Annotated in this window: 15 protein-coding genes and 2 tRNA genes; 10 read left to right on the top strand and 7 right to left on the bottom strand. The window is 68.7% G+C overall.

From position 1 onward, the window contains the following. Positions 1 to 1,011 (bottom strand): cytochrome-c peroxidase, encoded by a 1,011-nt coding sequence (locus tag BM228_RS18055; protein ID WP_092042819.1) that lies wholly within the window; start codon positions 1,009 to 1,011, stop codon positions 1 to 3. A gap of 346 nt (positions 1,012 to 1,357) precedes the next feature. Between BM228_RS18055 and BM228_RS18050 the strand changes: the two genes are divergently transcribed. After that, the gene (locus tag BM228_RS18050) at positions 1,358 to 2,242 is read left to right on the top strand and encodes a 3'(2'),5'-bisphosphate nucleotidase CysQ family protein (RefSeq protein ID WP_092042818.1); all 885 of its coding nucleotides are present in this window, start codon (positions 1,358 to 1,360) and stop codon (positions 2,240 to 2,242) included. On the opposite strand, the gene BM228_RS18045 is transcribed toward BM228_RS18050, so the two are convergent. Further along, positions 2,223 to 2,759 carry a YHS domain-containing (seleno)protein gene (locus BM228_RS18045; RefSeq protein WP_244537194.1) on the bottom strand — a complete coding sequence of 179 codons (537 nt, stop codon included), beginning with the start codon at positions 2,757 to 2,759 and terminating at the stop codon, positions 2,223 to 2,225. The genes BM228_RS18050 and BM228_RS18045 overlap by 20 nt on opposite strands. A gap of 210 nt (positions 2,760 to 2,969) precedes the next feature. Here BM228_RS18045 and BM228_RS18040 point away from each other — a divergent pair, with 210 nt between their 5' ends. From BM228_RS18040 to BM228_RS18010, 7 genes are all read left to right on the top strand, one after another. Next, entirely contained in the window at positions 2,970 to 3,590 is a 621-nt protein-coding gene (locus tag BM228_RS18040) for a DUF1134 domain-containing protein (protein WP_092042817.1), read from the top strand. Positions 3,591 to 3,699: 109 nt separating this feature from the next. After that, positions 3,700 to 4,389: a hypothetical protein gene (locus BM228_RS18035; RefSeq protein WP_092042816.1), complete on the top strand. Its 690-nt coding sequence runs from the start codon at positions 3,700 to 3,702 to the stop codon at positions 4,387 to 4,389. A gap of 127 nt (positions 4,390 to 4,516) precedes the next feature. Then, positions 4,517 to 4,819, top strand: coding sequence for a 3',5'-cyclic-nucleotide phosphodiesterase (locus tag BM228_RS18030; RefSeq protein WP_092042815.1), 303 nt, complete (start codon positions 4,517 to 4,519; stop codon positions 4,817 to 4,819). 116 nt (positions 4,820 to 4,935) lie between these two features. Beyond that, positions 4,936 to 5,283 (top strand): LPS translocon maturation chaperone LptM, encoded by a 348-nt coding sequence (gene lptM / locus BM228_RS18025; RefSeq protein ID WP_092042814.1) that lies wholly within the window; start codon positions 4,936 to 4,938, stop codon positions 5,281 to 5,283. Between the two features lie 133 nt (positions 5,284 to 5,416). Next, entirely contained in the window at positions 5,417 to 6,685 is a 1,269-nt protein-coding gene (lysA, locus tag BM228_RS18020; protein ID WP_092042813.1) for a diaminopimelate decarboxylase, read from the top strand. 11 nt (positions 6,686 to 6,696) lie between these two features. After that, entirely contained in the window at positions 6,697 to 7,527 is an 831-nt protein-coding gene (locus BM228_RS18015; RefSeq protein WP_092042812.1) for a glycosyltransferase family 2 protein, read from the top strand. Positions 7,528 to 7,539: 12 nt separating this feature from the next. Continuing rightward, positions 7,540 to 7,631, top strand: a tRNA-Ser gene (locus BM228_RS18010). A gap of 237 nt (positions 7,632 to 7,868) precedes the next feature. On the opposite strand, the gene BM228_RS18005 is transcribed toward BM228_RS18010, so the two are convergent. Next, positions 7,869 to 7,944 (bottom strand) — tRNA-Phe (locus tag BM228_RS18005). 114 nt (positions 7,945 to 8,058) lie between these two features. On the opposite strand from BM228_RS18005, the gene BM228_RS18000 reads away from it, so the two are divergent. Beyond that, positions 8,059 to 8,349 (top strand): DUF7693 family protein, encoded by a 291-nt coding sequence (locus tag BM228_RS18000; protein ID WP_092042811.1) that lies wholly within the window; start codon positions 8,059 to 8,061, stop codon positions 8,347 to 8,349. A gap of 30 nt (positions 8,350 to 8,379) precedes the next feature. Here BM228_RS18000 and BM228_RS17995 read toward each other — a convergent pair whose 3' ends face one another. The 3 genes from BM228_RS17995 to BM228_RS17985 all read right to left on the bottom strand — a co-directional run bounded on the left by BM228_RS17995 (position 8,380) and on the right by BM228_RS17985 (position 11,596). Continuing rightward, positions 8,380 to 9,192 (bottom strand): hypothetical protein, encoded by an 813-nt coding sequence (locus BM228_RS17995; RefSeq protein ID WP_092042810.1) that lies wholly within the window; start codon positions 9,190 to 9,192, stop codon positions 8,380 to 8,382. Continuing rightward, positions 9,147 to 9,716, bottom strand: a complete 570-nt coding sequence (locus BM228_RS17990; RefSeq protein WP_092042809.1) for a hypothetical protein — start codon at positions 9,714 to 9,716, stop codon at positions 9,147 to 9,149. Before BM228_RS17990 ends, BM228_RS17995 begins: the two co-directional genes overlap by 46 nt. A gap of 791 nt (positions 9,717 to 10,507) precedes the next feature. After that, complete coding sequence (locus tag BM228_RS17985; RefSeq protein ID WP_092042808.1) at positions 10,508 to 11,596, bottom strand: DNA-binding protein; 1,089 nt, start codon at positions 11,594 to 11,596, stop codon at positions 10,508 to 10,510. Positions 11,597 to 11,797: 201 nt separating this feature from the next. Between BM228_RS17985 and BM228_RS17980 the strand changes: the two genes are divergently transcribed. After that, complete coding sequence (locus tag BM228_RS17980) at positions 11,798 to 12,475, top strand: toll/interleukin-1 receptor domain-containing protein (RefSeq protein ID WP_092042807.1); 678 nt, start codon at positions 11,798 to 11,800, stop codon at positions 12,473 to 12,475. On the opposite strand, the gene BM228_RS17975 is transcribed toward BM228_RS17980, so the two are convergent. Beyond that, on the bottom strand, positions 12,441 to 12,755 hold a 315-nt coding region (locus BM228_RS17975; protein ID WP_139234111.1), incomplete at its 5' end, for a transposase. The genes BM228_RS17980 and BM228_RS17975 overlap by 35 nt on opposite strands.

The following is a 12,755-nucleotide window of genomic DNA, read 5'->3' as shown; positions in this document are numbered from 1 at the left end:
TTAGTTCGGCAGATTCGGCAGGGCGGTCCGAGTCTGCTCCGCGGTCAGCGAGCGCAGGAAGGCGATCAGGTCCGCGCGCTCCTCCGGGCTCAGTTTGAGCGGCTTCATCAGCGGCGATTTCGACGGCCGATCGAGACCGCCGGTCTCGTAGAACGCGACGATCTCCTCGAGATTGGCGAACTGGCCGGCATGCCCGAACGGTGCCCGGTAGGTCAGGTTGCGCAGCCCCGGCGTCTTGAACGCGTATTGCGCCAGCGGGTTGTCGGGCTCGAAGGTCCCGCGCCCGATATCCGTCGTCGGGATGCCGAGGTCGTGGAACTTGTTGTCGGTGAAGTTCCAGCCGGTATGGCAGCCCGAGCAGCCGGTCTTGCCGGTGAACAAGGCGAAGCCGCGCTGCGCGGCCGGCGAGATCGCCGTCGCGTCGCCCTCGATCCAGCGGTCGAACGGCGCCCATTCCGCCACGACCGTCCGCTCGTAGGTGGCGATCGCGGTCAGGAGGTTGTCCTGGGTGATGCCGTCACGCGGGAACAGCTTGCCGAACCAAGCCCGGTATTCCGGTATGCGCGTGAGGGTGGCGACGATCTCGGTGAACTTGCCGTCCATCTCGGCCTCGGCCGTGATCGGTCCGAGCGCCTGCATCTCCAGGCTCGGGGCCCGCCCGTCCCAGAACAGCGTCGGGATCCAGGCGGCGTTCAGCAGGGTCGGCGCCTTGCGGGCGAGCGGCGTGTTGGCCGCCCCGATCGCCCCGGGGACGGGAACCTCGAACCCGAAGGACGGATTGTGGCAGCTCGCGCAGCTGAGGTTCTGCTTCCCGCTCAGCCGGGGATCGAAGAACAGCATCTTGCCGAGGGTCGCCGTCTGCGGCGAGAACGGCGCTTCGTCCGGGAATGTAATCGCCGTCGGCCTCTTATATTGAGCCTTGATGAGGTCCAATTCTGCTGCATTTGCCCCGACGATACAGGACAATATCAGCAAACATATCGGCAGCGCAAAATGTCTTCCCGGAGTCATGACGCATCTCAGATCTAGCTTGTCGATCTGCGTAACAAAACTCGCTGTCCAACCGCAAGTTTTTTACCTGATCCCGCACAGAACTATCGGTTCCTGGTTTAGTTATTTCTTAAGAAGAGATCACGAGGCCAGATTTTCTCTTCGGTGCGTCGTTCCGAGGTGTTCGAGGATGCCTACGCTGGGCCGCGCGATATGGATCGCGCCTGAACCGCCGATACCGGGGTCGAATCGGTCCGTTCGGCGGCGGGGTTTCCCACGCGCAGAACCACGCAACGGAACCGTTTCCCGGCCCGAACCGTCGACAAGAGCAACCTGCTCGGGCATGCAAGCAGGTGCGGGAGGCGACATGACGGGCGCGGCGATGTTTTCGGGGCCTGAGCGCGAGCGGATCGCCGCGGCGCTCGCCGAGATCGCCTGCGCCGCCGGAGAGGTGCTGCGGCGCTATCATCGCGGCCCCTGCCCCCACGCCCTCAAGCCGGACGGCTCGCCGTCGAGCGCCGCCGATGTCGAGGCCGAGGCGCTGATCGTCGCCGCCCTCGCGGCGCGCTTTCCCGGAATCGCCGTCATCGCCGAGGAAGGCACCGCGGCCGACGACCTCGTGGTGCGGCCGGCCCAAAACTTCTTCCTGGTCGATCCCCTGGACGGCACCCGCGACTTCCTGGCCGGGACGCCGGACTATTCGGTCAACATCGCCCTGGTGGCGGGGGAGCGGCCGGTGGCGGCCGCCCTGGTCGCCCCCGGCCTCGGGCGGGTCTGGTGGGCGGGGCAGGCCAGCGTTGAGGCGCCGGTGATCGAGGGGCGCCCGGGCGCGGGCCGGCCGGTCCATGCCCGCCCGGCACCGCGCAGCGGCCTCGTGGCGCTGGGGAGCCGACGCCACGGCGACCTGGAGACCGCCACCTGCCTCGCCGCCCTGCCCGTTTCGGAGACCCGCCAATCCGGGTCCGCGCTCAAGTTCGGGCTGATCGCTTCCGGCGAGGCGGATGTCTACGTCCGCTGCGGACCGACCATGGAATGGGACACCGCCGCCGGCGACCATATCCTGACGGCGGCCGGCGGCTGCGTGGTGGTCCCGGGCGGCGGCCCGATCCTGTACGGACGCTACCGGGCCGGCTACCGCAACGGTCCGTTCGCGGCCCTGGGCGATCCGGACCTGGCCGCCACGCTCGCCCTCCCCGCCCCCGGCGGAAAGGGCCGTGCGCCGGAGACGCGCCTCACCGCGGCGCATCCCTGAGCGGCACGTCCAGCAAGCCCTGCAGGCCGGGCCAGGCGGCTTCCGCTTGCCGGACCAGCTCGGGCTCGGCCAGGAACCGGGCGCGCCGCTCCGCATCCCGGAACAGGTAGAGGCGCTCCCCGATCACGGCGAAGACCAGGGGATCGGCATCGACCAGGCGCCCGTCCAGGATACCGGCGGCGTCGAAGCCGCCGAGCCGCGGGGCGTAGACTTCCGGGTTGTCCCGGAAGGCGGCCCGGTCGGCACCGCTGGCGAAGCGCCAGACCCGGCCACCCCAGGACAGCTCGAACCGCGCGGCGCCGGCCTGCGGTCCGTCCTTCAGGAAGTAGCTGACCGGATCGAACCCATTCAGCGCCAGCAGCTCGACTGCCGTCGCCGCCGGCTGGGCCGCCGCCGGCACGCAGGCCATGATCATGAGGGCGGCGAGCACCGATCGCGACGCGATACGGAGCAGGCCCAAAGTCCTGGCACGCATCGAAGCCGGGGCCGGGGCGGCGTCAGGGCGCGTTAACCACATCTTGCGGTTTTCCTCAGAAGCTGGTCCGACGTATCGGTCCGCGCCGTCCCGGATAGCGGGCCCGTCCTCAGGCCGATCCCGGTTGCGATCGAGACTGGCCCGTGGATGCGGCAAGGATCCACCGCGGAACCGTTAGAGCATCGTCCCGAAAGGTGGCCACCGGCTTTCGGAAAAAGACGAGGCAGAGTCGAACCGGGCGAGGAGGCAACGATGACGGCACGAGACGAGCGCGGCACCCATCGCCGCCACCTGCTCCGCGCGGGCCTTGGCCTGGCGCTGGGCGCCCCTTTGGCGGGCCTCGCCGGCCTCGGTCCGGCCCTGGCGCGGGGCGAGGACCTCGATACGCCCGAGACCTTCCGCCCCGGCGAGATCGTGGAATCCGGCCACCGGTTCTTCGGCTCGGTCTCCCGCGGCCTGGCGCTCACCGTCGAGGAGGCGGGGCGCCGCTGGGGCGAGCCGAACGGCTACATCCTCGGCCAGGAAGGCGGAGGCGCGGTGGTGGCCGGCGTCCGCTATGGCGAGGGCACGCTCTACACCCGCAATGCCGGGCAGAAGCACGTCTACTGGCAAGGGCCGTCGCTGGGCTTCGACGTCGGCGGCGACGGTGCCCGCACCATGATGCTGGTCTACAACCTGCCCAACGTGCGGGATCTGTTCCGGCGCTTCGGCGGCGTCGACGGTTCGGCTTATCTGGTGGGCGGCTTCGGCATGACCGCGGTGGTGAGCGACCGCATCATCGTGGTGCCGATCCGCAGCGGCGTCGGCGCCCGGCTGGGCATCAATGTCGGCTATCTCAAGTTCACCCGGGAGGCGACCTGGAACCCGTTCTGATCGATAAGTCGCGCCGGATTTCGCCCCGGCAGCCGACCTGGGTTAGACTGATACTGGGCCGGGCCTTCCGGCCGCCTACGCGGGCTGTCCCCTCGTGATCGAAACCGTAATGATCTTCGCGCTGGGCTTCCTGGCGGCGAGCCTGTGCGGCCTCCTGCTGCTCCCGGCCCTCAACGCGCGCGCGGCGCGTCTGGCGCGGCGGCGTGCGGAGGCGCGCCTGCCGCTGTCGCCGGCCGAGATCGCCGCGGAGCGGGATTTCCTGCGGGCGCAATTCGCCGTGCAGCAGCGGCGCCTGGAGCGCAAGGTCGAGACCGTGCAAGCCAAGCGCCATGGCGACCTCGCGGCGATCGGCGCCGGCGCCATGCGGGCGGCCGCCCTCGCCCGCGACGTGGCGGCCCGGGACGCCGAGATCGCCCAGGCCCAGGCCAAGACCCGGGAGCTCGAGACCGAACTGGCCAGCGCTCGCGAGGACGGCACCGCGAGCTTCGCCACGCTGCGCGCCCTCGAGGAGGCGCATGCGGACCTGCTCGACAGCCTCCTGGCGATCCGACAAGGCCGTGGGGCCGACCGGCCGCAGGGCGAGGATGCGGCTGCCTTGGCAGCCGAACGCGACGATCTGCGGGCCAGCCTGAAGGCGGCCGAAGAGGCCCTGGCCCAGAATCTGGCGGACCGCCAGGGCGGCCTAGAGGGTGAGAACGCCGATCTGCGCCGGCGGATTACGGAAGTCGCCGACGCCCTGATCGGCCAGGAACGGCTACCGCGGGCGGCGTTTCCGACCCCGCAGCCCGAGCGCGTCTAACCGGAGCGCGCGGGCCAATCACCACAGAGAAACGTTTGCGGGTTGCCTTGTTTCGACCATGCAAAGGCATCATCGCAACCGGGACTCATCCCGACATTCCTGACTCCGAGAGATGGTACGTATCCTCATGCGCCTGAAGCCAATCCTTCTCGCCGTCGTGGCGGCCTCCGCCCTGACGCTGCCGGCCGCGGCGCAGCAGTCGAAGCGCGGCAACGAGACCCTCAAGAAGTACTGCACCGGGGATTATCTCACCTATTGCGGCAACCTGGCCCCCGACGATCCGGCCACCGACGCCTGCTTCCAGAAGAACTGGAAGAAGCTCAGCGAGAATTGCCGCCGGGCGATCGACGCCTACGAGGCCCAGCAGCAGCAGGACGCTCCGGCCAAGGGCAAGCAGGGCGCCGAGGGCACCAAGGAGCGGCGCGGCTGAGGCGAGACCCACACGCGTGTGGCGGCACCGCGCTCGCGCCGAAGCCCGGCAACCGCTAAGCTAGCGCTCCCGCCGGCCTTCGAGCGCCGGCGCCGAGCCCGTCGGACCCGCGCGCGATGTTGTCGTCTCCCGCCCTGAAGCTCCTCGCCGTGTCCGGCCTCGTCGCCCTCGCGGTCTCCGCCTGCGGCCGACGGGGCGCCCTCGAACCGCCCCAGACCGCGGCTCCGGCTCCGACCGCCCAGGCGGGATCCGACGCGGTCAACGGCCGCCGGACCCTGCCGGTCTCGGTCGGCCTCGGCGGCGGGGCCGAAGAGCCGACGGCCGAGGGTGTGCGGGCCGGGGACGAGCTCTCCGTCGCGGCGGTCCCGCCGGGTGGCACCGGGGCGCCGATCGAGACCAGCCGCGGCGCGAAGCGCGGCTACCGGGTCCCCAAGGAGCCTTTCATTCTCGATCCGCTGCTGTAGACGGCTTCTGCCGGAGCCCTGCTCCGCGCCTGCGCCGTGTCCGCCCGCGTCGCTGGGCGCTCCGCCGACAGGCGGCCGGGATGTTTCACGGGAAACACCTCGCGCTCCGGCATGCAGGAGAGATACGGCCGAGATGCACCATTTCCACTATCGCGACGGCCGCCTGCTGGCCGAGGACGTCGACCTGACGGGCCTCGCCGCGGAAGTCGGCACGCCGTTCTACTGCTACAGCAGCGCCACCCTGGAGCGGCATTACCGCGTGTTCGCCGAGGCCTTCGCGGGCGACGACGCGTTGGTCTGCTTCGCCATGAAGGCGAACTCGAATCAGGCCGTGCTGCGGACCCTCGCGGCCCAGGGCGCCGGCATGGACATCGTCTCCGGCGGCGAGTTGCACCGGGCGCTGGCGGCCGGGGTCGATCCGGCCAAGATCGTGTTCTCCGGCGTCGGCAAGACCCGGGACGAGATGGTCGCCGCGCTCCAGGCGGGCATCTTCTGCTTTAATGTCGAGAGCGAGCCGGAGTTGGTCCAGCTCTCCGAGACCGCAGTGAGCCTCGGCCTGACCGCGCCGGTCTCGGTGCGGGTCAACCCGGACGTGGATGCCGGCACCCACGCCAAGATCTCCACCGGCAAGTACGAGAACAAGTTCGGCATCCCGATCACCCGGGCCCCGGAGGTCTATGCCGCCGCCGCCGCCCTGCCCGGGATCGCGATCCACGGCGTCGACATGCATATCGGCAGCCAGATCACCGACCTGGCACCGTTCACCAGCGCCGCGCGGCTCCTGGCCGAGCTCGCCAAGCAGCTCCTGGCTGCGGGCCATCCCCTGCGCCACATCGATTTCGGCGGCGGCCTCGGCATCCCGTACCGGGACGACAACGCCCCGCCGCCCGATCCCGCCGCCCTGGCCGCGACCCTGCGGCCGCATTTCGCGCCGCTCGGCCTGCGCCCGGTCTTCGAGATAGGCCGGATGATTGCCGGCAATGCCGGGATCCTGGTGACCCGGGTGCTGTATGTGAAGCATTCCGAGGGACGCACCTTCGTGATCGTCGACGCCGCGATGAACGACCTGATCCGCCCGACCCTGTACGAGGCCTATCACGGCCTGCGCCCGGTCGCCGAGCCGGGGCCGGACACGCCCCGCGTGATCGCCGACGTGGTCGGCCCGGTCTGCGAGAGCGGCGACTACCTCGCCCTCAACCGCGAGATGCCGGCGGTGAAGGCCGGCGACCTGATCGCCGTGATGAGCGCGGGCGCCTACGGGGCGGTCCAGGCCTGCACCTACAACACCAGAGCCCTGGTGCCCGAGGTGCTGGTGCGCGGCGACCGAGCGGCCGTGGTGCGCCCGCGGGTGAGCGTCGAGGATCTCGTCGCCCTCGACCGGGTGCCGGACTGGCTGGCGTGACCGAAACGCCGATGGGCCCTGGGGCGGCCGGCCCGGCGCCGCTGCCCCTGTCGATCTTCATCATTGCCCGCAACGAGGCGGACCGGATCGGCGCGACGATCCGGGCGGTGCGCGACCTGACCGACGATCTCGTGGTGGTCGATTCCGGCTCTACGGACTGCACCCAGGCGCTGGCGGCTTCGCTCGGCGCCCGGGTGATCCACAATCCCTGGCCGGGCTACGGCCCGCAGAAGCGCTTCGCCGAGGAGCAGTGCCGACATGTCTGGCTCCTGAACCTCGACGCCGACGAGGTCGTCCCCGCCGACCTCGCGGCCGAGATCCGCGCCCTGTTCGCCGCTGGCGAGCCGCACCGGCCGGCCTGGCGGATCGGCATTGCGGAAGTCTTCCCCGGCGAGGGGCGGCCCCATCCCTGGGCCTACACGCTGACTCCGGTGCGGCTCTACCGCAAGGACCGGGGCCGCTACGCCCCCTCCCCGGTCCACGACCGCGTCGCCCTGGAGCCCGGGGTGAAGCCCGGCCGCCTCCGGGGGATCATCCACCATTTCTCGGTGCGCTCGCTCGGCGACCAGCTGGACAAGCTCAACCGCTATTCCGACCAGCAGGCGGACGACCTCGAAGCCCGGGGCGTGGTGATTCCAAGCTGGCGCGTCTTCGTCGAGCTGCCGGGCAATTTCCTGAAGGCCTATCTCGGCCGGCGCCACTTCCTGCGCGGCACCTACGGCTTCCTGACGGCCATGAACTACGCCATGTCGCGGCATCTGCGCATCGCCAAGCACTACGAACGCCGCCGCCGCGCCGCCATCCCACCGGATCGGGTTGACCCGCCCGATCCGACCTTCTAGAGCCAGAGCGCCGGAGACGTGGCCGAGCGGCTGAAGGCACTCGTTTGCTAAATGAGCATACCCCGAAAGGGGTATCGAGGGTTCGAATCCCTCCGTCTCCGCCACCCATGCATCGCCCGGAATAGCCGAGCGATTTCAACGGCCCGGCGCCATCTACGATCCGCGAAGTACCGCAAAAGTACCACGGATCCCTGGCCTCCGCGTACCGCAGGCCGCGCGAGAATCCACAGGATCGGGCGCCCTGTCCTTCCCGACGCGGCCCGAAAGCCTGGGCGCCGACGTATCGCAGGTTAGACCGTAAGCCGCTTAGCGTCTCACATGCGATACGTTACGGGCGGTGGTGGTGCCCCGGTGTCGAGTCGAACGACACTCTCCGGATTTTCAGTCCAGCGCTATCACCGGGTCAGCTGCCGGGGCTCGACCGGATGGTCCCATCTCACCGAGGATTCGCATAGGGTCCCGGACACCTTCCTCGATACTCAGCACCCGTCCCGGCTTGCCCGATGACACGCCCGGCGCGAGAATCCGTGCATGAACGATGGCGACGTCCTCGAAATCATCCGCGCCGCGATGGCCGGATCCATGAAGGCCGGCCTGGTCGATGGGGGGAGCCTCCCCTACGACGGGATCCAGGCCGTGCGCATCGGCGACTGGCGCATCAGGGTCCACCTCGACGCCGGTTCCCTCGATTACATCGATGGCGCCACGGCGCCGGACGGCCGGACGTGGGGCTACCGCGAGGTCGGGGGCATCCTCCGGGGCATGAACGCTGGCGAGCGTCGGGCGGTCCAGGCCTGGCTGGACGGCGTGGTACCTGTTTAAGGCAATCTCGGACTTTGCCTTAAGAAGGGATCAGAGCCCGTCGAGCGCGTCGAGGTCTTCGGCCGGGAGCGCGGCCGGCACGGGCGCGCCGTAGCGGGGAGGCCTGCCCGCCCACCGGTCGTCCGCCAGCTCGCGTCGGACGATGCGGAGGCGATCCGACAGCCCCTTGAGCCACCACTTCTGGTCGGCGAGGTGCATCCCGCGGTGGGCATCCTCGAACGTCGGCCGCGCGTCGGCGATGCGATCGACGAGACCCTTCAGCCGGGCGAACTGCTCCGGGTATCGCGTGAACCATTCGCCGGGCACCGGGGCGCCTGTCTCGCACAGCTCACCCACCAGCTTGGCAACCTGGGGGCCGATCTTCTCGGCATGCCGGATCCGGGCCGCCTCGCGCTGGCCGGCGCCCCTGGCGCTGCGCTGCGGGTCGACCCTGCGCCACTTGCCGCTCCCCATGCGCTCGAACAACGGGGCACGGATCTCCAGGAGGAAGATCCGGTCTCCGCCGGGATTCGGGGCCTCCCTGAGAATGCCGAGCCTGATGCCCTGGCCGATGGCGTTGCCGACCACGTCGTGCACGAACACCGAGTTCCAGTCCCGGCCATGCCCGGGGAAGGCGGGATCCGCGGCCCTGGCGGCTTCGTGGAAGGGCACGAGCTGGGCGAGGTAGAGCATGTCGGCTTCGCCGAAGATGCCGAGGATCCGGGCCTGCATGCTCGCCTGGATGTCCAGCTCGTTGCCGTCCCCGTACGTCGGGGACCGGATGGCAGCCAGCAGGGCGGACTCGGGCGTGGCGTCCTTCAGGTGCCGGTAGTCCGGCTTCTCGCGGCGGTTCCAGCTTGGCATGTCAGGACCTCCTCGCCTGCGCCGCGGCCGCCCGGCGTTGCGCCCGGTTGCCCCGATGGGGCTCGGACACCCCGAACCGGGCAAGGCCTTCGTGGTGGCGCTTCACGGCGGCGGGCCCGCCGGTGCTGCCCATGCTTCCGGGGGGCCCATGTCGGCGCGTTCCAGTCGACGGGCACATGCACGGTCGCCCTCGGCTCTAGCGCCGCGTCGCTGAAGTCGGTCAGGTCCTCGACCGCGACGCGCTTGTCGTAGCCGCGCTCGGCGTCGAGGTGCTCGGTGATCCCGACGTCGCCGAACCGGGAGGCCATCGTCACGCGCACGGGGCGGCCCTCGTGCCGGGCGAACAGCACCGGCACGGGATCCCGCCACATGGGCATGCCCAGGCGCTCCTCCAGGCCCCGATCGAAGTCCTCACGGCCCGTCGGGTACTTCAGGGCGGCGGGGCGGCAGTGGTAGTCGAGGAACCGCCGCAGGCACTCGGGCTGCGCCTGGTCGTCGATGTAGTCGTAGCAGTGTTTGGTCATGACGCCCCTCCGGCCAGCTCGGCTTGGGCGGTCTCCAGGCACAGCTTGGCGAGCCGCGTGCCGAGGCTGTCCATGAACTTCATGTCCGAGAACGATGCCAAGAAGGTGTGTGATCTCAGCTCCAATGTTGTGATCAGGGACCCAAAGTTCGGGTTTGAAATTACCTGAAGTTGAGCGAGGCCGCATTCGGACGAATGCGGCCTCGTTTACGTTTACAGTTTTTTCCGTCAAAAGACGGCTTAGACCGGAGGTCAAGCCACCAGTGGGGCAGCAAGACCAAGCTCTAAGAGGAGGCCGCCTTAATCTCTACGAACCGTCGAGGTGGTGAGCGACGCAAACCAACCCAAACCGAAGGCGGCCGCATGATGTCCGCGGGACTACCGATAACGGCAGGCGTATGCAGGCAGCATCGGGGATCCTCGGACCAACGGACAACGCAAACAAGGCTAACCCGTAGCGGATAGCGGGACCCGTTACACGCTACCTGGTGCGTAACAGTCTGCCGCCGGCGGGGTGTTTACCCACGCGTATGAGTTACTCCGGGGATCGTGGGGCATCCAAGCGTGGGCTGACTATGCCGATTCAACAAACCGCGCGGCGACAGTTCGGCATGGCATCTTGAAGAAAGCTCGTCGAGCTACCGCCGCACGCCGCTTTCGAGACCCAGTTCAGGACGCGCGAGGCTGATGGCCATGTCGTCGGGAGGAAACGCCATCAGCGCCTGGGCTGTCCGGCGCCAAGTCAACCGACTACTACCGTTGAACGTGAGGGGTCACGCATATCGGTACACGCTACGCGATGCGCTCGGCGTCGCTAGCACCAGCGAACTCGACGCCTTCCAGCGCTGCGTATCGGCCATCGCCCAGGCTCTTGAAATAGTACCCGCGTCCCGCCCGTTCGGACATGTCCTTCGAGAGACGCTTCAGCCCATCCTTCCAGTGCCTCTTGGCGGCCTCGTGAACCCGCAGCGGCAACCGCTCGCGTATCTGGGCTGCCTTCATCGGGCCGTGCTCAAGCAGCACCTTTCGGACCTCCCACATTACGGCGTCGCCGAGGGACGGCGGCGGCGACCTTATCTCGACCTCCTGCAACGGGGCAGGGTCCGGCTCGACAGGCACGAAGCGTCCGTTCATTTCCGTGAGCGGCTTGCCTGCCTCGATCATTGACCGCAGCCTGTATCTCAACCACCCGACTGACAGGGGCATCTCGACGTCGGCCCCGCGGTTGAGCAGGCTCGCCGGCAGGGCAGACAGAAGATCCCCAGCGGGCATCGGACCGCGTCCCCGGAGCAACGCCAGCACCTCGGTCTCGACAGATTTCCAGAACGCCTCCTGGGCGTCCGGCCCGACCATCTCGTCCCTCTTCCGGGCCATCAGCGTCCGCAGTCCCACGCCTCGTTCCCAGACATCCCGCCGGCGCAGTATTTCGGTATCCTCCTCAGCCGAACTTTCCGATGTCTCAGTCGCCCCGCCCTTGCGCAGGCGCTCGACCTCGGCGGTGAGCGCGACCACCCGAGCCTCCAGCACGTCGACCGTCATGCCGGCTTCGTCCAGCATTTCCCGGAAGGCCGCCCGCTCGACCTCGAAGTTCGCGCGCTCACCGTCCCGGACGCGGCTCTCGTTCGCCTGGACCTCATCGAGCAACGCCTTGCCGAAATCGCCCAAACGCTTCTGCAAGGCGTCCGGCAACTCCATCAACTCGATCACGGGCTGGTAATTCCGCGCCGCCTTCCAAACCGCCAACTTCGGCCCGACGTCGCTGAAGGACCCCTTACGACGAAGCTTGTCCCGTACGCGCCGGACCGAGACGCGCACCGCCTGGTCTCCGCGCAGAGCCCGCAGTTGATCCGCGATCCTAAAGACCTCGACCCTATCGACCATGACCCGCGCCTCGACAGCTTTCGGTCATCATGGGGCCCAGGCGTGAAGAAGCAGTCACCTCGACGCGTCCCTGCCCCTCCCGCCGACTGCAACCCGATCACGACGCCCCGGTTATCGCGTTGCAGATCCACACCTTTTCAGGGAACAAAACGAGGTCGAGCGGCCTGACCTAGACCTTGGCCGCCACGATCCGGAGGCATCATGGCCACGCGTAACCGCACCCGATCCGCCAAGACGGCCGTCCCCGGGAAACCAGAGTCCGCGGTGACCAGGGCGAAGGCCACTGCCAAGGCGAATGTCAGGACCGCGACAAGCAAGCCCGAGATCCGGATCTTCGTCTCCTACTCCCACGTCGACGCCGCCGCCCGGCAGAAACTCGAAACCCACCTGGCACCCCTGCTCAAGGACGGCGTCAAGACTTGGTTCGACGGAAGGATGGACCCCGGCGACGCCCTCGACGCGGGCATCTCCAAAGCCCTCAGGCAGGCCCACGTTATGGTCGCCCTGCTCAGTCCCGAGTACATCTTCAGCCGCTACTGCCAATTGGAGTACGACCGCGCCATGGCCCGGAGGGCCCGGGGCACCATTCGGGTCGTCGGCGTCGTGGTACGGCCCTGCGGTTGGAAAGAGACAAAGGCCGCCGGTTTCAAGCTGTTGCCCGAGGACGGTCGGCCCGTTCAGGACTGGCGCAGCGCCGACGCTGCCTATCTCAACGTTGCCCAGGGCATCGGTAAGCTGGTGAAGACCCTCCGCGCCGAAATGGCCGGAAGCCCGATCAAACCGTCAGCCCACCCGCCGAAGGCGAAGCCAGCGGTCAGAATGCCTTCGGCCGCCCTAGAGGCTGTTATGAACCTGTGGCGAGTTGAGCGGCCTTTTTGAGCATGAGGCAGACGAAAGCGACGAGGTGCAGGTCTGCCAGGGTGCTTGCATAGCGCTCGTAATCTTTGACGAGCCTGCGAAAGCGTGTGGCCCAGGCAAAGGAGCGTTCGACGACCCAGCGGCGGGGCAGGAGTACGAAGCCCCGCTTGGCCTCGGGCAACTTTACCACCTTCAGTTCGATGCCGTGCGCGCGGGCTGCCGCGGCCGGCTTCTCGCCCGTGTAGCCCTGATCGACGAAGGCGACCTCGACGCTCTCGCCCGTGGCTGCCTGCACGGCCTT

The organism is Methylobacterium pseudosasicola (assembly GCF_900114535.1).
GTDB lineage: Bacteria > Pseudomonadota > Alphaproteobacteria > Rhizobiales > Beijerinckiaceae > Methylobacterium > Methylobacterium pseudosasicola.
The sequence above is the reverse complement of the archived record's forward strand: the minus strand, read 5'-3'. Positions and strand labels throughout refer to the sequence as shown.